Here is a 22,706-nt window from a genome sequence, read left to right as displayed (position 1 = left end):
GGGGCGGCTCATCGCGCACCTCCCCGGCCGCCCGGCACCAGCGCCCGTTCGGCAAGGCCGACAACGGCGACCAGCGTGACGCTCAGCACTGCCGCCATCACCAGGGCGCTCCAGATCTGCACGGTCTGGCCGTAATAGGAGCCGGACAGCAGCCGGGCGCCCAATCCCGCCTGCCCGCCGGTCGGCAGCTCGGCGACGATGGCGCCGACGACGCTGGCGGCGACCGCGATCTTCAGGCTGGTGAACAAATAGGGCAGCGAGGCCGGCAGGCGCAGCAGGCGGAAGGTCTGGGCCGTCCCGGCGCTGTAGGTCCGCATCAGGTCCAGCGTCAGCGGGTCAGCGGAGCGCAGCCCCTTCACCATGCCGATGGTGATCGGAAAGAAGCACAGATACATGGCGATGATCGCCTTGGGCAGCAGGCCGGTGAAGCCCAGATTGCCGAGAATCACCACGATCATCGGCGCGATCGCCAAGATCGGCACGGTCTGCGAGGCGATAACCCAGGGCAGCAGGCTCGATTCCAGCGTGCGCGCCTGGACGATCCCCGCCGCCAGCGCCACCCCCAGCACCACCCCCATGCCGAAGCCGGCCAGCGCCGCCCCGGCGGTGACGCCGGTGTGGTAGAGCAGGTTGCGGATGCTGGTCACCGGATAGCCGGTCAGGGAATTGTAGAGATCCAGCGCGACCTGATCCGGCGTCGGCAGGATCGGGCGCTTCATCGCCAGGGTGGCGCGGATCAGGTCGGCGGTGGTCCAGCCCTGGCCGGCGCGGTTCAGCGCGTCGGTTGCCGTCGGCGCGTTCAGCCAGACCGCGCCCAAGTACCACAGCACCAGCACCGCCAGCGCCGTGACCGCTACAGGCAGTGTCTGCTTAATCGTCATAGCTGTGGCCCTCCATCAGCCCTTCGCGGACGCGGTGAGCGATGCGCTGGAACTCCGGGCTTTCACGGATGTCGAGCGTGCGCTCTCGCGGCAGGTCGCAGTCGATGACGTCGAGGATGCGGCCGGGGCGCGGGCTCATCACCACGATGCGGGTGGAGAGGAACACCGCCTCGGCGATGGAGTGGGTGACGAAGATGCAGGTCTTGCGAGTGCCGAGCCACAGGCGGGTGAGCTGCAAATTCAGATGGTCGCGGGTGATCTCGTCGAGCGCGCCGAACGGCTCGTCCATCAGAAGCAGGTCGGGGTCGAAGGCCAGCGCGCGGGCGATGGACACCCGCTGCTGCATGCCGCCCGACAGCTGCCAGGGGAATTTGCGCTCGAAGCCCGACAGGCCGACGAGGTCGAGCTGCTCGCGGGCGCGCTGCTGCCGGTCTGCCCTGGGCAGCCCCATGATCTCCAGCGGCAACATGACGTTGCGTTCCACCGTCCGCCACGGGTAGAGCGCCGGGGCCTGGAAGACATAGCCGTAGGCGCGCTTCAGCCGTGCCTGTTCCGGCGTCATGCCGTTGACCGTCACCTCGCCGGAGGTCGGCTGTTCGAGGTCGGCGATCACCCGCATCAGGGTGGTCTTGCCGCAGCCGCTGGGGCCGATCAGCGAGATGAAGTCGCCCTTGGCTATCGACAGGCTGACGTCGCTCAGCGCGTAGACCGGATGATCGGCCGTCTGATAGGTCAGGGTCAGGTTGCGGACATCGACGATGGTGCGCGGCGCCGCGTCTGCGGCCGGCGGAACCAGAGTGAGCGGTGCGGGCTGGGCGGCTGGCACGGCGTTCGTCCCTTCGCGTTGTCGTCTCTCGGCGGGAGGGACAGCAAGAAGCGAGCCAAACGGGATGGAGGTTCAATATTTGGCGGATAGGGCTTTGTTTTCGCGAAGAGAAAACTTGTCCATTGAGACAGGAACTGACGGTGTGGACAGCGTGCGGACGGGTGTGCTTTTCGTCAGGCGCACAATTTTCGGGCTGAGACTGATTGAGTGGTGAATTTTCGGGCAAGGAGAAATCCCCTCTCCTGGGACGGGAGAGGGTACACAACGCCCCCCTTGCCAGTCCTGCCCCGTCCCCGCTAACTGTTCAAACGGCCGACAAACCCGCGGATACCATGCTCGACAGTTTCCTGCTCGCCTTCACCGCCTTGTTCTCCATCGTCAATCCGCTGGCGATGGCGCTGATCTTCAGTCAGGTGACGGCGGACAGCAGTCCGCGCGACCGGGCGCGGCTGGCCGGGCTGGTCAGCCTCTATTCGGCCATCGTCATGCTGACCGCGCTGTGGGCGGGTGCCTATGTGCTGAACTTCTTCGGCGTGTCGATGGCGGCGCTGCGGATCGCCGGCGGCTTCGTGGTGGCCGAACGGGCCTGGGCGCTGCTGACGGCACCGGAACGGCACGAGGCGCGCAAGCAGGAACAGGCAGCACCCACCGGCGACAACGACCGGCTGGCGGAATCGGCCTTCTTCCCGATGACGATCCCCTTCACCACCGGGCCGGGCACCATCTCGGTCGCCATCGCGCTGGGCTCCACCCGCCCGACGCGCGGGGCCGGCGGGCTGATGGAGTTCTTCCTGGGCATGTCGGGGGCGGCGCTGGCGATTGCCGCGCTGATCTGGCTGTCCTACCGCTCTGCCGACCGTATCGTCGCCTTCCTGGGGCCGACGCGGGTGCGGGTGCTGACGCGGCTGTTCGCCTTCCTGCTGTTCTGCGTCGGCGTCCAGATCCTGCTGACCGGTGTTCTGGACGCCTTCCCGCTGCTGTCGCAGAAGGGCTGAGCCTCAGCTCTTCGGGCGCAGGTCCTGCACCCGCTTGGCCTTGCCGATGGAGCGCGCGATGCCGCCGGGCTCGACCACCTCGACGCGGGTGCTGATGCCGATCAGCGACTTGATCGAGTGCTGGAGATGCTTGGCGTGGCCGTCCCATTCCGACGGGTGGATGTCCTCGTGCATCTCCACCCGGACGGCGAGGTTGTCCATATGGCCGTCGCGGCTGACCACCAGCTCATAATGCGGGGCCAGCGCCGGGATCTTGCAGATCAGCTCCTCGACCTGGGTCGGGAAGACGTTGACGCCGCGGATGATGAGCATGTCGTCGGAGCGGCCGGTGATCTTGTCCATCCGCCGCATGCCGCGCGAAGTCGGCGGCAGCAGCCGGGTCAGGTCGCGGGTGCGGTAGCGGATGACCGGCATGCCCTGCTTGGTCAGGGTGGTGAAGACCAGCTCGCCATAGGAGCCGTCGGGCAGCACCTCGCCGGACTCGGGGTCGATGATCTCGGGATAGAAATGGTCCTCCCAGACCACCGGGCCGTCCTTGGTCTCGACGCATTCGGACGCGACACCCGGCCCCATCACCTCCGACAGGCCATAGATGTCCACCGCGTGGATGTTGAAGGTGCGCTCGATCTCCTCGCGCAAGGCACCGGTCCAGGGCTCGGCGCCGAAGATGCCGCCGCGCAGGCTGGTGCTGCGCGGGTCGATGCCCTGGCGGCGCATCTCGTCGGCGATGTTCAGCATGTAGGACGGCGTGACCATGATGATGGTCGGCTTGAAGTCCTGGATCAGTTGGACCTGCTTCTCGGTCTGGCCGCCCGACATCGGCACCACGGCGCAGCCCAGCCGCTCCGCCCCGTAATGGGCGCCGAGGCCGCCGGTGAACAGGCCGTAGCCGTAGGCGATGTGCACGATGTCGTTGCGCGTGCCGCCCGCCGCCCGGATGGAACGGGCGACGACCTCCGACCACACATCGATGTCGCCCTTGGTGTAGCCGACCACCGTCGGCCGTCCGGTGGTGCCGCTGGAGGCATGGACGCGCACGATGTCCTCCATCGGCACGGCGAACATGCCATAGGGGTAGGCGCGGCGCAGGTCGTCCTTCACGGTGAAGGGAAACAGCGCCAGATCCTTCAAGTCCTTGAAGTCGTCGGGATGAACGCCCTTCGCCTCGCATTTGGCGCGGAAGGATTCGACATTGGCGTAAGAGTGACGCAGCGACCATGCCAGCCGCTCCGTCTGCATCGCCACGATCTCGTCCCGGCTGGCGAACTCGTAGCGGTCCATACCGGCCCTGCTGCCCTGGCCCGCTACGGTATCGGTCATGATGGACATGGTGCGTTTCTCCCCTTCGTTCCGGTTCCCGGCGCTTGGCGGCCGGTGAAGCCCAATTCCGTTCAGACCCGCTCCACCATCATGGCGATGCCCTGGCCGACGCCGATGCACATGGTGCAGAGCGCGCGGGTCGCCTTGCGGTCCTCCAGCTCCATCACCGCGCTGGCGACCAGACGGGTGCCGCTGGCGCCCAGCGGATGGCCGAGCGCGATGGCGCCGCCGTTGGGGTTCACATGTTCGGCGTCGTCGGGCAGGCCCAGCAGGCGCAGCACGGCGAGGCCCTGCGCGGCGAAGGCCTCGTTCAGCTCGATCACGTCGACGTCGCCGATGGCGAGGCCGAGGCGGGCCAGCAGTTTCTGCGTCGCCGGGGCCGGGCCGATGCCCATCACCCGCGGCGCCACGCCGGCCACCGCGGTGCCGACGACGCGGGCGCGCGGGGTCAGGCCGTAGCGCTTCACGGCCTCGGCCGAGGCGACGATCACCGCGGCGGCGCCGTCATTGACGCCCGACGCATTGCCGGCGGTGACGCTGCCGCCCTCCTTGCGGAAGGGGGTGGAGAGCTTGGCCAGCGCCTCCAGCGTGGTGTCGGGGCGCAGATGCTCGTCGGCGGAGATGATCGTCGGCTCGCCCTTGCGGCGGGGGATGGCGACCGGGACGATCTCGCGGGCGAGGCGGCCCGATTCCTGGGCGCGGCCGGCGCGCTGCTGGCTGCGGACGGCGAAGGCGTCCTGGTCGGCGCGGGAGATATTATAATCGGCGGCGACGTTCTCCGCCGTCTCCGGCATGCTGTCGATGCCGAACTTCGCCTTCATCAGCGGATTGACGAAGCGCCAGCCGATGGTGGTGTCGAAGATCTCCGCCTGCCGGGAGAAGGCGCTGTCGGACTTGCCCATGACGAAGGGGGCGCGGGTCATGCTCTCGCCGCCGCCGGCGACGATCAGCTCGGCCTCGCCAGCCTTGATGGCGCGGGCGGCCATGCCGATGCTGTCCATGCCGGAGCCGCAGAGCCGGTTGACCGTGGTGCCGGGCACCGTCTCGGGCAGCCCGGCAAGCAGCGCGGCCATGCGGGCGACGTTGCGGTTGTCCTCGCCGGCCTGGTTGGCGCAGCCGAGGATCACGTCGTCGACGGCGGACCATTCGACGCCGGGGTTGCGCCCCATCAGCGCCTTCAGCGGCACTGCGGCGAGGTCGTCCGGGCGTACCGGGGCCAGCCCGCCGCCGTAGCGGCCAAAGGGGGTGCGGACGGCGTCGCAGATATAGGCTTCACGCATGGGAGGCTCCGGGAACGGGGATCACGCTGCCGGCGAGGCGCGCCGACTGGCCGCGGAACAGGCCGACGACGGTGCCGTCCTGGTTGGTGACGGTGACGTCGTAGACGCCGGAGCGGCCGCGCTTGTGCACCTCGCGGCATTCGGCGGTCAGCAGGTCGCCCAGCCTGGCCGGGGCCGGGAAGGTGATGGAGCAGCCCGCCGCCACCGTCACCTCGTTCGCCGCGTTGCAGGCATAGGCGAAGGCGGTGTCGGCCAGCGTGAAGGTCATGCCGCCATGGCCGATGTCGTGGCCGTTCACCATGTCCTTGCGCACGGTCATGCTCATGCGGGCATAGCCGGGGGCGATCTCCAGCAGCTCGATGCCGTGGGCCTGGGCGCAATGGTCGCGCTCGTACATGCCACGGCCGACCGCTTCGGCGAGGGATTGGGGTGTGTCGGGGGCGGTGGTCATAGGGTCGGCTCCTTACCCCCTCTCCCCCCCGGGGAGAGGGTTGGGGTGAGGGGGATGCGCGGCATGGAGTCGGTGGTGGCGCCGGGGTTTCCGCTGCTTGCGAAGTCACGCGGTGCGACCCCCTCACCCTGACCCTCTCCCCGGGGGGGAGAGGGGATTTGGACGATTTGGGCGGCGGAAATCTTGCGGCGCAGCAGGGCCGACGCGCGGTAGCGGTCCTCGCCGTAGGTGCGGGCGAGCGCGTCGAGAACGGCCAGCACATGGGGCAGGCCGATGCGGTCGGCCCAGGCCAGCGGACCCAGCGGGTAGTTCACGCCCTTGGTCATCGCGATGTCGATGTCGGCGGCGCTGGCGACCCCCTGCATCGCCGCGTCGGCCGCCTCGTTGGCGAGCATGGCGACGGTGCGCATCACCACCAGACCGGGGGCGTCGTCGATCACCGACACCGCCTTGCCAAGCGCCTGGAACAGGCCGGCGGTGACTGCGAGCGCCTCGGAGGGCGTGCCGTCGGCGGGGCCCAGCGCGATGCGGGTGGCCTTGGCATAGTCCAGGGCCAGATCGAACAGAACCAGCGGGGCGACGCCGTCCTCCGCAGCGCGCGCCGTGGCGGTGCGGCCGTCGGTCAGGGCCAGCGTGACGCCGTCCACCAGAAGGACGCCGGGGCCTGCGGTCTCCTCGACCGCGATGCCGGCCTCGCGCAGCAGCCCGGCCAGCGACGCGGCGTGGCCGAGATCGCCCTGCACCAGCACGCGGTCGGGTTTCGCGGCCGGTTCGGCGTTGCGCGGCGTGGGCTTGGCGGCGCCGGGGCTGTGGTCGTAGAAGCCGCGGCCGGTCTTGCGGCCGAGACGGCCGGCCTCGACCAGCTCCTGCTGGATCAGCGAGGGTTGGAAGCGTGGGTCGCCGAAATAGGCGGTGTGGACCGAGCGGGTGACGGCGAAGTTCACATCATGGCCGATCAAATCCATCAGCTCGAACGGCCCCATGCGGAAGCCGCCGGCCTCTCGCGCCACGGCGTCGATGGTGGCGGGATCGGCGGCCTGCTCCTGCACCAGCCGCAGCCCCTCGGCGTAGAAGGGGCGGGCGACCCGGTTGACGATGAAGCCGGGGGTCGAGCGGCAGCGCACCGGGCTCTTGCCCCACGCCTTCGCCGTGTCGAACAGCGTGTCGAGCACAGCGGCATCGGTGGCGAGCCCGCTGACGATCTCCACCAGGGCCATCAGCGGCGCCGGGTTGAAGAAATGCAGCCCGGCCAGCCGTTCCGGCCGCCGCACCCCGGCGCCGATTGCGGTGACCGACAGCGACGAGGTGTTGGTGGCGAGGATGGCGTCCTCGCCGACGATGCCCTCAAGCTCCGCGAACAGGCGGCGTTTGACGTCGAGATCCTCGACGATGGCCTCCACCACCAGACCGGCGGGGGCGAGGTCGGACAGTCCGTCGACGGCACGCAGACGGTCGACCGTGGCGTCGCGCTCCGCCGCCGTGCGCTTGCCCTTCTCGACCAGGGCGGTCAGGGCCTTGGCGATGGACCCGACGGCGGCCTGGGCGGCACCGGGGCGGGTGTCGACGAGCAGGACCGGGTGGCCGGCCTGGGCCGCGACCTGGGCGATGCCCTGGCCCATGGCGCCGGCCCCGACCACCACGACGGTGACGGTGGGAGCGAGCGCCGCCATCACCGCCCCTCGAATTTCGGCGCGCGCTTGCCCACGAAGGCGGCGACGCCCTCGCGGTAGTCCTGCGTGCGGCCGGCCTCGCGTTGGAGGTCGCGTTCCAGGTCGAGCTGGGTGTCGAGGTCGTTGGCGGAGGAGGCGTTGAGCGCCTGCTTGATCAGGGCAAGGCCGCGCGTCGGCTGGGTGGCGAGATGGCGGGCGAGCGCACCGGCCTCCGCCATCAGCCGGTCGTCGTCCACCGCCTTCCAGATCATGCCCCAGGCCTCCGCCTGCTCAGCGGAGACCTTGTCGCCCAGCATGGCGAGGCCCATGGCGCGGGCATGGCCGACCAGACGCGGCAGGGTCCAGGTGCCGCCGCTGTCGGGGATCAGCCCGATCTTGCAGAAGGCCTGGATGAAGCTGGCCGAGCGCGCCGCCAGCACGATGTCGCAGGCCAGCGCGATGTTGGCCCCCGCCCCGGCGGCGACGCCGTTCACCGCGCAGACCACCGGCATCGGCAGGGCGCGCAAGGACCGGATCAGCGGGTTGTAGTTGCTCTCGATCGACACGCCGAGGTCCGGACCCTGGGCACCCGGCGCGACGGCACGGTCCGACAGATCCTGTCCGGCGCAGAAGCCGCGCCCGGCGCCGGTCAGCAGCAGGCAGCGGACGGACTTGTCGTCGCGCACCTCGGCGATGGCCTCGCGCAGCTCCTCATGCATCGCCGCGGTGAAGCTGTTCAGCCGGTCGGGCCGGTTCAGCGTGATGGTGGCGACGCCGTCGGCGATGTCGAGAAGAATCGTTTTGTCGCTCATTGCGCGGCTTCCTTCTCCACGGCCAGCACCGGAACGCGGCTCTGCACCACGCGGAAGCGGTTGGCGACGAAGGCGAGGTCGCACAGCGCCGCGTTGGCCGCCGGGTTGGCACCGGTGCCGTGGAAGTCGCTGAAGGCCGCCGACTGGTTGACGAAGACGCCGCCGGTCAGGTTGACCGACAGGGCGACGCCGGCCTCGACGAACAGGTCGGTCGCCTGCTCGATCAGCTGCGGATCGGTGCTGTAGAGGCCGGTGGTCAGCGCCCCCTTGGTGCGGGTCAGGCGGGCGGCGCGCTCCAGGCTGTCGGCGGTGCTGTCGGTCTTGACGATGATCGAGATCGGGCCGAACAGCTCATGGCCGTACTTGTCCTCCTCCGCCGCATCCATGGTCAGGATCAGGGGCGTGCGGATGCGGGCGTCCGGGAATTTCGGATGGGTGATGGCGCGCGACGGCAGCACGACGGTGCCGAGCTTGGCGGCTTCGTCGATGCGGGCGAGCGTGGCGTCGGACTGGATGGCGCCCAGCACCTCCACCGCGCGCTCCGGGTCGGACAGGAACTTGTCGACGCCGCCGGCCAGGGCCGAAACCACCTGATCGAAGCTCATGCGCTCGCCGCCGGCCTGGATGCCGTCCTTGGGCACGAAGATGACCTGGGTCGTCGTGCACATCTGGCCCGCGTAGAGGCTGAGCGTGAAGGCGAGGTTGCGCACCATGCCCTTAGGATCGTCGGTGCCGTCGATGACCACGCTGTTGACGCCGGCCTTCTCGGTGTAGACCTGGGCTTGACGGGCATTCTGCTCCAGCCAGTCGCCGAAGCCGGTGGAGCCGGTGTAGTCGATCACCGCCACTTCCGGCCGCAGGGCCAGATCCTTGGCGACGGTGTCGCCGATGGCGAGCGTGACGAGGTTGGGGTCGAGCCCGCACTCCGCCAGCACCTCGCGCGCGATCCTGACGGTGATGGCGAGCGGCAGGATGGCGGTCGGGCCGGGCTTCACGATCACGGCGTTGCCGGTGACGAGGCTGGCGAACAGGCCGGGATAGCCGTTCCAGGTCGGGAAGGTGGCGCAGCCGATGACCAGCCCGACACCGCGGCCGATCACCTCGAAGCGCTTGTCCATCACCAGCGGCGGGTTCTTGCCCTGCGGCTTCTCCCAGCGCGCCGCCGGGGCCTGGTCGGTCATCGCCTTCCAACCATAGGCGACGGCCTCCAGACCGCGGTCCTGGGCGTGCGGGGCGCCGGCCTGGAAGGCCATCATGAAGGCCTGTCCGGTGGTGTGCATCACCGCATTGGCGATCTCGAAGCTGCGCGCGTTGAGCCGCTTCAGGATTTCCAGGCAGACGCCGGCCCGGCCGTTCGGACCCGCCTTGCGCCAGCCCGGCATCGCCGCCTTGGCCGCATGCACCAGCGCCTCGACGTCCGACACCGGATAAGTGATGCCGAGGTCGAAGCCGAAGGGCGAGCGTTCGCCCCCCACCGTTCCGGTCACGCCCGGCTGGTCCAGTTCGAAGAGCTTGTCGCGGTAGGCCGCGAAGGCCGCCTCGCCATCCGCCGCCGCCGTCTCGCCATAGGCGCGCGGGCTCGGCATTTCGGGGAAGGCCGACCAGTAGGCGCGGCTGCGGCAGGCCTCGACGGCCTTCTGCAACGTCGCCTCGTGCGTCTCGAACAGGCTCTGCGGGGTGGTGGTCATGGCGGGGCGTTTCCTCTTTTCTCGTTGATTTAGGCGGCGTCGGTCAGGCGGCGTCGAAGTCGATGACGACCCGCTCGGTCAGCGGGCGCGACTGGCAGGTCAGGACATAGCCGGCCTCGACCTCCCACGGCTCCAGCGAGTAGTTCTCGGCCATCTCGACCTTGCCTTCGCGGACCTTGGCGCGGCAGGTGCAGCAGACGCCGGACTTGCAGGAATAGGGCAGGTCGGCGCCATGCCGGTGGGCGGCCTCCAGGATGCTCTCGCCATCGTAGGGCAAGGTGAATTCCTTGCGCTTGCCGTCCTGAAGAACGGCGATGGTGGCGGCATCGGTGGGGCTGTCGGCTGCCGCCTTCTTCACCACGGGCCGGGCGGCGGTCGTGGTGCCGAACAGCTCGACATGGATGTTGGCGGCCGGCGTGCCACAGGCGGCCAGCGCGTCGCGCACCTCTTCCACCATCGGCTGGGGGCCGCAGAGGAAGGCGGCGTCGATGTCCTCAGCCTTGAGCGGGCCGGCGCACAGCTCGCGCACCAGTCCGGCGCCAATGCGGCCGCCCAGCAGCCCGGCCTCTTCCGGTTCGCGGCTCAGCACATGGTGGATGACCAGCCGGCCGATGTAGCGGTTCTTTAGATCCTCCAGCTCTTCCCGGAAGATGATGGAGGAGACGGTGCGGTTGCCGTAGACCAGCACGAACCGGCTCTTCGGCTCCTGCGCCAGCACGGTCTTCAGGATCGACATCACCGGGGTGATGCCGCTGCCGGCGGCGAAGGCGACGTAGGTGCGGGCGGTATTGGGGTCGATGGGGGTGTGGAAGCGCCCCATCGGCGTCATCACCTCCAGCACGGCGCCCGGCGCCAGCGACTGGTTGGCGTGGGTGGAGAACAGACCGCCGTCCACCTTCTTCACCGCCACCCGCAGCTCGCCGTCGCCTGCGCCGGAGCAGATGGAGTAGGAGCGCCGCACCTCCTCGTCGCCGATGCGGGTCTTGAGGGTCAGGTACTGGCCCTGGACGAAGCGGAAACGGTCGGCGAGATCGGCCGGCACGTCGAAGGCGATCGACACGGTGTCCGCCGTCTCCCGGCGGCACTCGCGGATGGTCAGCGGGTGGAAGCTGGGGCTGGTCATGGGGTCCGTCCTTGCGACGCGGAGGGGGTCTCCGCCGAAGCCACTCAATGGCATTTGAACACGTCGAACGGTTCGAGGCAGGCGTTGCAGGCGTGCAGCGCCTTGCAGGCGGTGGAGCCGAAGCGGCTGATCTGGCGGGTGTCCGTAGAGCCGCAGCGCGGGCAGGCGATCACCTCGTCCGGCGCGGTCAGCGCCCGCTTGCCGGAATGCGGCGGCGGGACGATGCCGACCTCGGCCAGCTTTTCCCGGCCGGCGTCGCTGATCCAGTCGGTCGTCCAGGGCGGGGCGATCACCACCGAGACGCAGGCGTCGAGGCGCGCGCGAACCAGCGCGGTTTCCGCCTCCAGAACGATCACGCCGGTCGCCGGGCAACCGGAATAGGTCGGCGTCAGGGCCACCGACAGACGGCCTTCCGCATCGGCCGAGACGGCGCGGACGATGCCGAGATCGACGATGCTCAGCACCGGGATCTCCGGATCCATCACCCCGGCCAGCGCGTCCCAGGCGGCCTTCACCACCGCATCGGCGCCCGGTTCCGGTCCCCAGCAGCCCGCTGCATCCGGCATGGCATCCTCACCAGTTCGCATCGGGATAGGCACGCGGCAGGAACTGCATCTCGGCCAGCAGATAGCCCAGGTGCTCGCTGTGCTCGCCGCGGCGGCCGCCCTTCTGCATCCAGCCGTCGGCCGGGCGGTCGAGGGTGGCCTCCTCCAGCACCGCTTCGACGCGGGCGGTCCAGGCGGCCTTCAGCCCGGCCGGGTCGGGGACGATGCCGGCGGCGACCAGCGCCTGCTCGGCCTCGTCGCGCTCGACCATTTCGCCGGTGTAGGGCCAGAGCCGGCCCAGCGCGTCGGCCACCTTGACATGGCTGATGTCGGTGCCGTCGCCCAGCCGCACCAGCCAGTCGCCGCTGTGGCGGACATGGTAGCGCACCTCCTTCACCGCCTTGGCGGCGATGCCGGCCAGCGTTTCGTCCGTCGAGGCGCAGAGCCGCTCATACAGCTCCACCGCCCAGGCATCGTGCAGGAACTGGCGAACGATGGTGTGGCCGAAGTCGCGGTTGGGCTGCTCGACCAGCAGATGGTTGCGGTAGTCGAAGACGTCGCGCCGGTAGGCGAGGCGGTCCTCGTCGCGGCCCTTGCCCTCCAGCTCGCCGGCATAGGTCAGCAGCATGCGGGCATGGCCGACGAGGTCGAGCGCGACGTTGGTCAGCGCGATGTCCTCTTCCAGCTCCGGCGCATGGCCGCACCATTCCGACAGCCGGTGCCCCAGCACCAGCGACGTGTCGCCCAGCCGCAGCGTGTAGCCGAACAGGGCCTCTTTGAGATCCGTGCTCATCAGATGTTCTTCACGTCTGAAGGGATGTCGTAGAAGGTCGGGTGGCGGTAGACCTTGTCGTCGGCCGGATCGAACAGGCTGGCCTTGTCCGTCGGGTCGGACGCGGCGATGCTGGATGCCGGGACCGCCCAGATGCTGACGCCCTCGCCGCGGCGGGTGTAGACGTCGCGGGCATTGTCCAGCGCCATGTGGGCGTCGGCGGCGTGCAGGCTGCCGACATGCTTGTGCGACAACCCGTTCTTCGGCCGGATGAAGATCTCGAACAGCGGCCAGTCCTTACGGTCCATAATCTCGTTCCCTCGGATTTCTTGGCTCAGCCGGCCTTCTTCAGCGCGCGCTGCCGGCGTTTGGCGGCATGGGCGATGGCGGCCTCGCGGACCCAGGCGCCGTCGTCCCACGCCTTGCGGCGGGCTTCGATGCGCTCGCGGTTGCAGGGGCCGTTGCCCTTCAGGATCTCGTTGAACTCGGTCCAGTCGATGGCGCCGAATTCGTAATGGCCGGTCTCGGCGTCGAAGCGCAGCTCCGGGTCGGGGATGGTCAATCCCAGGAACTCAGCCTGCGGCACGGTGGCGTCGACGAAGCGCTGGCGCAGCTCGTCGTTGGAGAAGCGCTTGATCTTCCAGGCCATGTTCTGGGCGGAGTGGGCGGACTGGTCGTCCGACGGGCCGAACATCATCAGCGACGGCCACCACCAGCGGTTCAGCGCGTCCTGCGCCATCCGCTTCTGCTCCGCCGTGCCCTGGGCCAGCGCCAGCATCAGCTCGTAGCCCTGGCGCTGGTGGAAGCTCTCCTCGCGGCAGATGCGGACCATGGCGCGGGCATAGGGGCCGTAGGAGCAGCGGCAGAGCGGCACCTGGTTCATGATCGCCGCGCCGTCGACCAGCCAGCCGATGGCGCCGATGTCGGCCCAGGTCGGGGTCGGGTAGTTGAAGATGCTGGAGTATTTGGCCTTGCCCGACAGCAGCTGGCCGACCAGCTCGTCGCGTGACACGCCCAGCGTCTCGGCGGCGCTGTAGAGGTAGAGGCCATGCCCACCCTCGTCCTGCACCTTCGCCAGCAGGGCGACCTTGCGGCGCAGGGTCGGCGCGCGGGTGACCCAGTTCCCTTCCGGCAGCATGCCGACGATTTCCGAATGGGCGTGCTGCGAGATCTGGCGGACCAGCGTGCGGCGGTAGCCTTCCGGCATCCAGTCGCGCGGCTCGATCTTCTCCTCGGCGTCGACGCGCTCCTGGAAGCGGCCCTGGAGAGCGGCCTCCTGCTCCGTCACCAGCCGGGGAGACGGTTGAGCGCCCTGCTCGGTCTTGGCATCCAAACCCTGCGTGTACATCGGCATCCCCGAGATGGATTGCGCGTCCAGCGAACAATTTCTGAAGGAAAAATATGATACAGATCAACGACTGTAAAGTGGAATTGTGTGTCGCTTTAGGGGTGGGGCGGTCGGGTCGCCGAAAAGTGTTTTTTAACAAGGTATTGGATTGAAAATCCCGAGCGGATGCCGGGATAGTCCGCATGGAGAATGGGCGAACGAATCCCGCTACCGATACACGGAAGCTGCGGTTTTGCGGATTTTGTGCGGCGCGGAAAAGGCCGGGTGGGCAGGAGGGACGGCTGCCGGACGGATGGTTGAACCCGGCGCTGCGGATTGGGCGCGGCGGCACGCATCGGTCGGGCGCAAGCGTCCCGCCAGGAGCCGCTCCGCCGGGTGGGGGAGGACTCTGCTGACGGGGAACTGCGACGCTAGCGGATCGAGAGGCGAAGCCGCGGCTTCGGGAAAATTTGAGCGGCCGAAGCCAGCGCCTTAGGCGCCGGCGCCGGAAAAGGTGCGCTCCAGGCGACGGGGCGCGCGGATCAAGTGGAGGTACAGCTCGTCGAACTGCCCGACGGAGGCAAGCTGGCGCACGTCGTTGACGGTGATGCGCTGGCCGTTCACTTCGATCAGGCCGCTGTCGCGCAGCCGGCGCAGGGTCCGGTTGATGTGAACGATGCTCAAGCCCAGCGCGTCGGCCAGGATCTCCTGCGTCACCGGCAGGACGAAATGTCCGTCGGTCACCATGTTGACGATGCTGAGGCGGCGCAGAAGCTCGACCAGCAGATGGGCGGTGCGTTCCAGCGCGGTCCGCCGGCCCAGGCTGAGCAGCCGTTCGGCTAGGATCGCCTCCTCGCGTGCGCCGGACCAGGCGAGCGCCGCGGCGAGGCGCGGGAAGGAGCGGAACATCTCGCCGATCCGCTCCGGCGGAAAGCTCGCCACCTCGACCTGGGTCAGGGTGGTGACGCTGTGGTCGGCGGATTCGAACAGCGTGCAATACATGCCGATGATGTCGCCCGGCAGGACGAAGTTTACGACCTGGCGCCGGCCGTCGGGCAAGGCCTTGTGGCGGATCGCCCAGCCGTCCCGCATGATCCGCACGTCCCGATATCTTTCGCCCTGCTGGAGTAGATCGGTACGTGGCGATACGCGAGCAATTGTCCTTTCCAAATCGGTAAGGTACAACTTCTCCTCATCCGAGAGGATGAGGTAGCTGCTCAATTTAAGCCACAATGGAGTGGGTTCCAGGGCGCGGCTCGCCGGTGCGCGAGTCATGGTCGTCTTTGCCTTCTTTGTCCTAATATTGGCGCTTTGATAAACGGACGCGCAGTTGACCCGGTTCCGCGTGAAATCGAACGTTTAGGGTTTTCGGCAAAGGCGGCCACAACATAGGTTAATCAGCGAAATATTTTTCTCGAACGGTCTGTGACGCGCGGCCGACCGTGGTGTTGTTCCATATGCAATTGGACCTATCGGCAGCATGGCCGGACGGTAGGCAGCATCCAATCACATGGGGGGCATGATGACGGCGGAGGATGGAGCGGCGGGGATGGCCGCTCTCTCGATTTGTGAATCTTTGGTGATCGCCATGGTCGAAAAGGGCCTCCTTACGGTGGAGGAGGCCCGGGGCGTGCTTGAGGATGCGGCGGCGGCTCATCTGCGGCAGGAGACTGCCGGATTGGCGGACGGGTATCAGCAAAGCGCCGTGCGGGCGATAGAACGGCTGGTTCTGCAGGTGGACGCGGCCGGGCAATCCGGCCGAAGATGACCTGAAACGGCACGTCGGCCTGCTCGAACCGGTTCAACCGGTCAACCGGTTCGAGTGAGGCCGGTTCGAGTGGGGCCGGCGCGATCAGCCTGGCAGGATGACCGGATTGCGCCGGCTGCCGGTCTTCCGCCCACCCTCGGTTCCGGTCCGGTCCAGAACGGCGTCGCTCAGCAGCTGCGCGACTTCCTTGGCGGCGATGGGCTTGTGCAGGATGCGGTAGCCGCTGGCTTCCGCGTCGGCGATGCGCTGTGGTGCGGTGTCGCCGGTCAGAACCACGCTGGTCGGAACCGTGAAGCCCCGGCCGCGCAGGGCGACCTCGACCGCCTGGATGGCCTGCAGGCCGGTGGCACCCGCCTCTAGCCGGTAATCGGCGATCACCAGATCGGGCGGGCGGTCCTGGCCGCTCAGCAGGCGCAGCGCATGGCCGGCGCTGTCCGCCGCAGTCACCCTCCAGCCGAAATCCTCGATCAGCATGGTCAAACCTTCGCGGACCAGCGGGTCGTCATCGATAACCAGGGCGGTGCCGCGTCCCGGTTCCGGCGCCTGTTCGGCCGGTGCGGCGGTGGACGGCGCCTCGACGGCCGCCAGGGCAGAGGTGGGGATCTCCAGCGTGAAGCAGGACCCCGTGTTCGGCCGGGAGGCGACATGCACGCGGTAGCCGAGCAGCCGCGCCAGCCGGTCGACGATGGCCAGCCCCAGCCCCAGCCCCTTGCCGCGGTCGCGGGTGGGGTTGGAGATCTGATAGAACTCGTGGAAGATCCGCTCCAGATGTTCGGGCGGGATGCCGATGCCGGTGTCGTAGACCTGGATGCGCAGAACCCCGCGGGCATGGCGGCAGCCCAGCAGGATGCGGCCATGGTCGGTATAGCGCAGGGCGTTCTCCACCAGATTGCGGATGATCCGTTCCAGCAGTGCGGGGTCGGCGTTCAGCCTCATGCCGGTGGGAACGCTGCGGAAGGCGACCCCCTTTTCCGCGGCGCGCAGGCGGTACTCGTCCTCCAGCCGGGCGAAGATGGTGCCGAGCGACACCGCCTGCACATTGGGCGACACCGTGCCGGCATCCAGCTTGGAGATGTCGAGGATGGCGTCGAGCAGGCGGCACAGCGCGTCCATCGACGCCTCGAGACTGCCGACCAGGGAGGCCGCGGGATGGTCGCCCAGCCGGATCGCCAGCGCCGAGGTCAGCAGGACCAGCGACTGCACCGGCTGGCGCAGGTCGTGGCTGGCCGCGGCCAGGAAATGCGTCTTGGCGGCGTTGGCGCGCTCCGCCACCATCAGCGCCATCACCGCTTCCTGGCGTGAGCGTTCCGTCTCGTTCCGTGCGCTTTCCGCCTCGGCGCGGGCCTGTTCGGCGCGCTCGGCCAGCGTGCGCTGGATGGTGATCTCCTCCGCCGCGCGCATCTCGCGGTCGCGCTGGATGGCGGCGATGTGGTCCAGCATGGCGTTGAAGCCGCGCGCCAGGGCGGACACCTCGTCGTTGCCGCGCACTTCGGCGCGCTGGCCGGTGAAGCCGTCGGTGGCGATGGCGCCGGCCAGCCGCTCCAACTCGCGCAGCGAGCGGGTCATGTGGTTGCCGACGGCGCGGCTGCCGACATAGATCGCCAGCAGCGCGGCCAGCCCCACCATCCCATAGGCGGGCAGCATCCAGGACAGCAGCGCCAAGGTCGGTGTTTCCGGAGCCTCCAGCCGCAGGGACAGCCCCAGCGAGGCCAGCCGTTCCGGCACGGTCAGCGGCACCGTCACCGCCATCGTGTCGGGTGGCGGCGGCTTCGGCGCGTCGCCGGCGTAGAGAAGCTCCGCCTCCGGATGCAGCACCAGGAAGTCGAGCGGCACCTTGTAGAGCAGCGCCCCTTCCGGCGACATGGTGCGGGAATAGATCAGCATCTCCGCCGCCAGCAGGAACTGCGTGTCGCCCTGCTGGACCACCCGGGCGGCCGGCTTGCCGGCGGCGATGGCGGCGCGCAGCCAGGCCATGTCGGCCGGCGCAATCGCCAGCGGGTCGGCATGGCGGCCGTTGTCGGCGATCGGCTCCCCTTCGAAATCGGTGAAGACCAGGGCGACCGGAACGCTGGCGATGTGGTTGAAGCTGCCCAGGAAGGGGATCAGATAGTTTTCCTTGCCGGCGGAATCGACGAGCGCGGTGGCGAGCATGCTGTTGTCCGCCAGCTCGCGCACCGTGGTCACCAGCGTGTTCAGCAGCCCTTCGGTCTGGCGGGCGGCGAGGCTGGCGTTCGCCTCCACATTGGCATGGTGCTGGCGGGCCAGATGGCGGCTGGACACCACATACAGGCTGGCGCCGATCAGGATGGCGATCAGCACGCCCAGCATCAGCGACACCAGCGCGAAGCGGCGCGCCAGACGGCCGGAGGTCAGCATCCGCTGGGCGGTGCGCGGGACGCTGCCGTAGGCCGGCGGATCGAGGGGGGTGGGATCGGTCATCCGTGTCCTCAATCCACCGGGACCAGCACGCCGTCGGTGCGGAACCGTGCCATCAGCAGGTCGTCGGGCCCAAGCGCCTCGTGCCGGCCGGGGGCGAAGGGGCGGTCGAAGTCGCGGATCACGCCGCGATAGGGGCCGACCTGCTCCAGCGCGTCGCGCACCGCGCTGCGGTCGGTGGTGCCGGCACGGTCGATGGCCAGCGCCAGGATGCGGGTCAGATCGTAGGCATGCAGGAAGCCCACCGGCGACACGATGTCCTCCGGCCGGCGGATGCCGAACAGCCGCCCGGCGGTCTCCAGCACCGGGGCCAGCCGGTCCGGCGGGATGCGGAGGGGGCTGACCGTCTGGATCACGGTGAAATCGACCTCGCTGAGCGCCGGTCCGGCCTGTCCGACGAAGTCGCCGCCAGTGACGCCCCAATGGCTGAGGATCGGCAGCCGCTGCTGCGCCGGCAGGGCGGCCACCTCGCGCACCAGCACGGCGGCCTCGTCGTCGTTGGCGACCAGCAGGATCGCCTGGGCGCCGTCATCGGCCAGCGCCCGATACTTTTCGAGCAGCGAGCGGTCGCGCCAGTTGTACCAGGCGGTGCCGGCCAGTTCCGGGACCTTGTGGCCGGCGAGATAGCGGTTGGCGGCCTCCAGGTTGGAGCGGCCCCAGGCGGTGTTGGTCAGCAGGAGCCCGACGCGGGTCAGGCCGCGGTCGGCGGCGCGCTTCAGCAGGAAGGGCATCGCCAGGCTGTCGCGCAGCGACAGGCGGAAGATGTAGTTGGGCTCCATGCCGTTGTCGACGATGGCGTCGGCCGACGACCAGGGCGCCAGGAACAGGGTGCGGGTCTGTTCCAGGATGGGCAGTTGTTCGATCACCACCGGGCTGAACCGGCCGCCGAACACGGCGATCAGATCGGGAATGGTGGCCAGTTCCCGGATGTTCTTGATGCCGCGGGCGGAGATCGACCGGTGTTCGCGCGCGATCAGCTCCAGCGGCCGGCCGCCCAGCACGCCGCCCTGGCGGTTGATGTCGTCGATGGCGGTCAGGATGCCGCGCTCGATGGCCTCGGCCGATGTGCTGTTGGTCAACCCGAACTCACCGTCCAGCGCCAGGATCACCGGCTCGCGGCCCAACTCCCGGCCTACCTCTCCCGCCGTCTGGGCGGCCGCAGCCGTTGCCAGCGCCGCAATCGGCAGCGCGAGCAGAAGAAATATCGGCCGGCAAAGGCGAAGGACTGCGATGAACATTGACCGTCGTTCGATGGGATCGGCGGACGGAAGACGGGCTCCCGCACACGCAAGGCCGCACTATGGGTGGGCGGAAGCGGCGGGGTCAATCTGCCCTTCGGCAGAGCGGAAGGTTTGGAGGATATGAAGCGCCGCAGCGGCTTTGCCGCCGTCGGCTGGCTGCATTATCTGCACAGCTACGCTTGCCGCCGCGGGACGCTGCCCGGGGGAAGGCGCCGCCCGGCAGTGGGCGGCGCATCCCTGCGGGACCTATCAGAGAAGCTTTGCGGTCAGGCTGATCTGGGTGCCGGCCAGCGCCTTCGACACCGGACAGTTGGCCTTGGCGCCGTTCGCCTGTTCCTGGAAGCTGGCCTCGTCGATGCCGGGGATCTCCGCCTCGCACTCCAGCTCGATCCGGCTGATGGCGAAGCCGGCGCCGGCCTTCTCAAGATGCACCTTTGCGGTGGTGTGGACGCGGGTCGGCGTGTGGCCGGCCTGGGAGAGCCCGGCCGACAGCGCCATGGAGAAGCAGCCGGCATGCGCCGCCGCGATCAGCTCCTCCGGATTGGTGCCCTGGCCGTTCTCGAAGCGCGACGGGAAGGAATAGCTGCCTTCGAAGGCGCCGCTGCCCAGCCGCATCTTGCCGCTGCCCGATTTGAGGTCGCCACGCCATTCGGCGTCCGATTGCCGCATCGCCATGCTGCTGTCTCCCTTTGAAGATCGTGGTCGGTCCGGCCGCCGGGGTGGCCGCCATTGCTGGACCGGTCGGGCCTGACCTAGGGCAGGGGGGCGCCGCGGCCAGCCATATACCACCTCCGCGCCTCACGCCTCCTGGACGGTCTCGATCTCCGACAGATCCGACAGGCGGCGGGCCAGACGTTCGGTGCAGCGCACCTCCAGAATGCCGAAGCCGGCATTGGGGGCAATGGTGTGGAGGTCGCCGGCCATGCCGTTCTCGCTGGCCAGCCGCCGCACCCGCTCCACCATGGCGTCGCGTTCCGGCCGTCCCGGACGCAGCCCCGGCAGCGGGCGGGTGAAGTGCAGCTTGTATCGCTTGAAGATCGAGGGGGCCATTCTGGTCACGGAAGCCGGGTCATGGGGGCAAAGGGGCGGCCCCCGGCATGAAGCCTGCGGATGCCGTCCCCCGGATTTCGCACAGGCCGGCGGTGGGATGCCAGCCTGAAAAACCCCTTATTCCGGCAGCCTACTTCTTCGGCTCGACATTCTCGGCGCCGGCACGGGTGCCGCCGAAGCGGTCGGCGCCCTTGGCGTCGGGGGCGTCCGGCTTCTTGTGGTTGCCGGTGTTCTGCTCGCCCTCGGTATGGCGGACGGTCTGCTCGGTGTGGGGCTGCTTGTTCTGCTGGCCGGTCATCGGCGACGCTCCCTTTATATATAAGGTGTCTTCCGTTAACCGGATCGGGCCGCTTTCGTTTCGGGCGGCCTCACCGTTGCCGTGCGATCTGCTGGGCGATGGCCTGGGCCACGGCGATCCAGCGCTTCTCCTCGTCCGCTCCCTCCCCCTCGTCGCGCAGAGCGCGCAGGGGCGGCCAGACGTCGAGCCGGCTGGAGCGGCGCAGCGCGAAGAAACGGTCGAGTTCCTCGTCGGTCGGCAGCCGGTCGTCCTTGCGCTGGTTGCAGCGGCGGTGCGCCAGCACGACGTTGGCCGGATCGTCGATCCCGCCATAGGCCTGGGGGATCAGATGGTCGAAGGTGGACTTTGCCCCCACCGGCCCGTCGCAGAAGAAGCAGCGCCCGCCCTGCTGGACGTCCATCAGTCTGGCATCGTCCGGCGTGACGGGCATGGCGCTCTCCAGTCTATCGACAAACAGGGTTCAGAGGTCGCGCTCGACGCTGCCCCACAGGTCGTACTCGTCGGCATGCTCGATGGTGACGTCGACCATGTCGCCCGGCTTCAGGCCGGTCTCGCCGTTCAGGAAGACGTTGCCGTCGATCTCCGGCGCGTCGGCGTAGGAGCGGCCGATGGCGCCGTCCTCGTCGACCTCGTCGATCAGAACGCCCAGCGTATAGCCGACCTTCTGCTGGAGCCGCTCGGCGCTGATCGCCTTCTGCGTCTCCATAAAGCGCTCCCAGCGCTCCTGCTTGACCTCTTCCGGGACGGCGCCGGGCAGGTCGTTGGCGGTCGCACCCTCCACCGGCTCATACTTGAAGCAGCCGACGCGGTCGAGCTGGGCCTCCTTCAGCCAGTCCAGCATGAACTGGAAGTCCTCCTCCGTCTCGCCGGGGAAGCCGGTGATGAAGGTGGAGCGCAGGACCAGATGCGGGCACTCGTCGCGCCACTTGCGGATGCGGTCCAGCTGCTTTTCCTGGGCGGCCGGGCGGCGCATCGCCTTCAGGACGGTGGGCGAGGCATGCTGGAACGGGATGTCGAGATAGGGGAGGATCCTGCCCTCCGCCATCAGCGGGATGACCTCGTCCACATGCGGGTAGGGGTAGACGTAATGCAGGCGGACCCACAGGTCGAAGTTCGCCAACTCGTTGCACAGGTCGAAGAAGCGGGTGCGGACCTCGCGGTCGTACCATTTCTCCGTCTTGTACTTCACGTCGACGCCGTAGGCGCTGGTGTCCTGCGAGATGACCAGCAGTTCCTTGACGCCGGCGACCGCCAGCTTCTCCGCCTCGCGCAGGACCGAATGGATCGGCCGGCTGACCAGATCGCCACGCAGGGACGGGATGATGCAGAAGCTGCAGCGGTTGTTGCAGCCTTCGGAAATCTTCAGATAGGCATAGTGGCGCGGGGTCAGCCGCAGCCCTTCCGGCGGCACCAGATCGGTGAAGGGGTTGTGCGTCGGCGGCACCGCCTCGTGCACGGCGCTGACCACCTGCTCGTACTGGTGCGGACCGGTGACGGCCAGAACGCCGGGGTGGACTTGCCGGATCATGTCCGATTCCACGCCCATGCAGCCGGTGACGATCACCCGCCCGTTTTCCTTGATCGCCTCGCCGATGGCGTCCAGCGATTCCTTCTTGGCGCTGTCGAGGAAGCCGCAGGTGTTGACCAGCACGACGTCCGCGCCGTCGTAGCTGGGGGAGATCTCGTACCCCTCCGCGCGCAGGCGGGTGAGGATACGCTCTGAATCGACGAGCGCCTTCGGACAGCCGAGGCTGACGATGCCGACCTTCGGGGCGCCCATGGTCTGAGCGGCGGCCGGCGATGCGGACTTCGGAACGGGGGATGTGGTCATCGCGCGCGTATACAGCCGATTCAAAGATTACGCCAGTGAAACATGGCAAAAAGGCGCGCGGGCATGGCCGCCATGCCCGTTTCGCCTGGAACTGCCGGGCCTTCGAGGTCTTTCGGCGCCTTGCCCATCCCTTCGCCCCTCCTTCCCTGGGCTCAAGCTGATGCGACAATTTGGGACAAAAGGATGAAGTGTTCGATGTTCCGTTTTGTGTTCAACCACGCTAGTATGTATGACGATCTTATGATCGATGTGGCTGCCGCCTTACAGCGATAGCCGCCAGCCTTGTGATGCGCCCATCGTATAGCCACTAAACTTTATAGAGTGGAAAAAATGGACTTCGCAAAAGTGCGCGGTGTTGCTGCGGGCCGGATGTCGGTCCGGAACAACGGGACGCTGGACCGGACTCCGATCGG

General features: G+C 68.5%; 23 protein-coding genes. 2 read left to right on the top strand and 21 right to left on the bottom strand.

Annotated features, from left to right (window positions below):
• Nucleotides 1–8: 8 nt before the first annotated feature.
• Both ABNQ39_RS31945 and ABNQ39_RS31940 read right to left on the bottom strand, forming a co-directional pair.
• Nucleotides 9–881, bottom strand: coding sequence for an ABC transporter permease (locus ABNQ39_RS31945; RefSeq protein WP_376966126.1), 873 nt, complete (start codon nt 879–881; stop codon nt 9–11).
• The gene (locus ABNQ39_RS31940; RefSeq protein WP_376966124.1) at nt 871–1,707 is read right to left on the bottom strand and encodes an ABC transporter ATP-binding protein; all 837 of its coding nucleotides are present in this window, start codon (nt 1,705–1,707) and stop codon (nt 871–873) included. The genes ABNQ39_RS31945 and ABNQ39_RS31940 overlap by 11 nt, the downstream gene beginning before the upstream one ends.
• 332 nt (nt 1,708–2,039) lie before the next feature.
• On the opposite strand from ABNQ39_RS31940, the gene ABNQ39_RS31935 reads away from it, so the two are divergent.
• Nucleotides 2,040–2,702, top strand: coding sequence for a MarC family protein (locus tag ABNQ39_RS31935; protein WP_109051587.1), 663 nt, complete (start codon nt 2,040–2,042; stop codon nt 2,700–2,702).
• 3 nt (nt 2,703–2,705) lie between these two features.
• Here ABNQ39_RS31935 and paaK read toward each other — a convergent pair whose 3' ends face one another.
• From paaK to ABNQ39_RS31875, 12 genes are all read right to left on the bottom strand, one after another.
• Nucleotides 2,706–4,031, bottom strand: coding sequence for a phenylacetate--CoA ligase PaaK (paaK, locus tag ABNQ39_RS31930; protein WP_376966122.1), 1,326 nt, complete (start codon nt 4,029–4,031; stop codon nt 2,706–2,708).
• A gap of 62 nt (nt 4,032–4,093) precedes the next feature.
• Entirely contained in the window at nt 4,094–5,302 is a 1,209-nt protein-coding gene (gene pcaF / locus ABNQ39_RS31925; RefSeq protein WP_376966120.1) for a 3-oxoadipyl-CoA thiolase, read from the bottom strand.
• Nucleotides 5,295–5,753: a hydroxyphenylacetyl-CoA thioesterase PaaI gene (paaI, locus tag ABNQ39_RS31920; protein WP_376966118.1), complete on the bottom strand. Its 459-nt coding sequence runs from the start codon at nt 5,751–5,753 to the stop codon at nt 5,295–5,297. The genes pcaF and paaI overlap by 8 nt, the downstream gene beginning before the upstream one ends.
• Complete coding sequence (paaH, locus tag ABNQ39_RS31915) at nt 5,750–7,423, bottom strand: 3-hydroxyacyl-CoA dehydrogenase PaaH (RefSeq protein ID WP_376966116.1); 1,674 nt, start codon at nt 7,421–7,423, stop codon at nt 5,750–5,752. Before paaH ends, paaI begins: the two co-directional genes overlap by 4 nt.
• Entirely contained in the window at nt 7,423–8,214 is a 792-nt protein-coding gene (gene paaG, locus ABNQ39_RS31910) for a 2-(1,2-epoxy-1,2-dihydrophenyl)acetyl-CoA isomerase PaaG (protein ID WP_376966114.1), read from the bottom strand. Before paaG ends, paaH begins: the two co-directional genes overlap by 1 nt.
• Entirely contained in the window at nt 8,211–9,902 is a 1,692-nt protein-coding gene (paaN, locus tag ABNQ39_RS31905; RefSeq protein ID WP_376966113.1) for a phenylacetic acid degradation protein PaaN, read from the bottom strand. Before paaN ends, paaG begins: the two co-directional genes overlap by 4 nt.
• A gap of 43 nt (nt 9,903–9,945) precedes the next feature.
• Nucleotides 9,946–11,025, bottom strand: a complete 1,080-nt coding sequence (gene paaE, locus ABNQ39_RS31900) for a 1,2-phenylacetyl-CoA epoxidase subunit PaaE (protein ID WP_376966111.1) — start codon at nt 11,023–11,025, stop codon at nt 9,946–9,948.
• A 44-nt stretch (nt 11,026–11,069) separates the two neighbouring features.
• Nucleotides 11,070–11,591 (bottom strand): 1,2-phenylacetyl-CoA epoxidase subunit PaaD, encoded by a 522-nt coding sequence (paaD, locus tag ABNQ39_RS31895; protein ID WP_376966109.1) that lies wholly within the window; start codon nt 11,589–11,591, stop codon nt 11,070–11,072.
• Nucleotides 11,592–11,598: 7 nt separating this feature from the next.
• Entirely contained in the window at nt 11,599–12,363 is a 765-nt protein-coding gene (paaC, locus tag ABNQ39_RS31890; RefSeq protein ID WP_376966107.1) for a 1,2-phenylacetyl-CoA epoxidase subunit PaaC, read from the bottom strand.
• Nucleotides 12,363–12,650, bottom strand: a complete 288-nt coding sequence (paaB, locus tag ABNQ39_RS31885) for a 1,2-phenylacetyl-CoA epoxidase subunit PaaB (RefSeq protein ID WP_376966105.1) — start codon at nt 12,648–12,650, stop codon at nt 12,363–12,365. The genes paaC and paaB overlap by 1 nt, the downstream gene beginning before the upstream one ends.
• Before the next feature lie 26 nt (nt 12,651–12,676).
• A complete protein-coding gene (gene paaA, locus ABNQ39_RS31880; protein ID WP_376966103.1) occupies nt 12,677–13,690 on the bottom strand; it encodes a 1,2-phenylacetyl-CoA epoxidase subunit PaaA in 1,014 nt (337 codons plus the stop codon).
• A gap of 471 nt (nt 13,691–14,161) precedes the next feature.
• Nucleotides 14,162–14,761, bottom strand: a complete 600-nt coding sequence (locus tag ABNQ39_RS31875) for a Crp/Fnr family transcriptional regulator (protein WP_161957998.1) — start codon at nt 14,759–14,761, stop codon at nt 14,162–14,164.
• 457 nt (nt 14,762–15,218) lie between these two features.
• Between ABNQ39_RS31875 and ABNQ39_RS31870 the strand changes: the two genes are divergently transcribed.
• Nucleotides 15,219–15,437, top strand: a complete 219-nt coding sequence (locus ABNQ39_RS31870) for a hypothetical protein (protein ID WP_146208013.1) — start codon at nt 15,219–15,221, stop codon at nt 15,435–15,437.
• Between the two features lie 84 nt (nt 15,438–15,521).
• Here ABNQ39_RS31870 and ABNQ39_RS31865 read toward each other — a convergent pair whose 3' ends face one another.
• From ABNQ39_RS31865 to rimO, 7 genes are all read right to left on the bottom strand, one after another.
• Nucleotides 15,522–17,876: a hybrid sensor histidine kinase/response regulator gene (locus ABNQ39_RS31865; RefSeq protein ID WP_376966101.1), complete on the bottom strand. Its 2,355-nt coding sequence runs from the start codon at nt 17,874–17,876 to the stop codon at nt 15,522–15,524.
• An 8-nt stretch (nt 17,877–17,884) separates the two neighbouring features.
• Nucleotides 17,885–19,111 (bottom strand): ABC transporter substrate-binding protein, encoded by a 1,227-nt coding sequence (locus ABNQ39_RS31860; RefSeq protein WP_376966099.1) that lies wholly within the window; start codon nt 19,109–19,111, stop codon nt 17,885–17,887.
• Nucleotides 19,112–19,363: 252 nt separating this feature from the next.
• Entirely contained in the window at nt 19,364–19,789 is a 426-nt protein-coding gene (locus ABNQ39_RS31855) for an OsmC family protein (RefSeq protein ID WP_376966097.1), read from the bottom strand.
• A 123-nt stretch (nt 19,790–19,912) separates the two neighbouring features.
• On the bottom strand, nt 19,913–20,164 hold the full coding sequence (locus tag ABNQ39_RS31850) for a hypothetical protein (protein WP_042690341.1): 252 nt from the start codon (nt 20,162–20,164) through the stop codon (nt 19,913–19,915).
• Between the two features lie 130 nt (nt 20,165–20,294).
• Nucleotides 20,295–20,462 (bottom strand): hypothetical protein, encoded by a 168-nt coding sequence (locus ABNQ39_RS31845; RefSeq protein ID WP_167393469.1) that lies wholly within the window; start codon nt 20,460–20,462, stop codon nt 20,295–20,297.
• Between the two features lie 70 nt (nt 20,463–20,532).
• Nucleotides 20,533–20,892, bottom strand: a complete 360-nt coding sequence (locus ABNQ39_RS31840) for an HNH endonuclease (RefSeq protein WP_376966095.1) — start codon at nt 20,890–20,892, stop codon at nt 20,533–20,535.
• 30 nt (nt 20,893–20,922) lie between these two features.
• Complete coding sequence (rimO, locus tag ABNQ39_RS31835; RefSeq protein WP_109047847.1) at nt 20,923–22,242, bottom strand: 30S ribosomal protein S12 methylthiotransferase RimO; 1,320 nt, start codon at nt 22,240–22,242, stop codon at nt 20,923–20,925.
• Between the last annotated feature and the right edge of the window lie 464 nt (nt 22,243–22,706).

Origin of the sequence: Azospirillum sp. A26 (genome assembly GCF_042604635.1) — a bacterium.
Classification (GTDB): domain Bacteria; phylum Pseudomonadota; class Alphaproteobacteria; order Azospirillales; family Azospirillaceae; genus Azospirillum; species Azospirillum palustre.
This window is presented reverse-complemented; position numbering and strand designations above follow the sequence as displayed.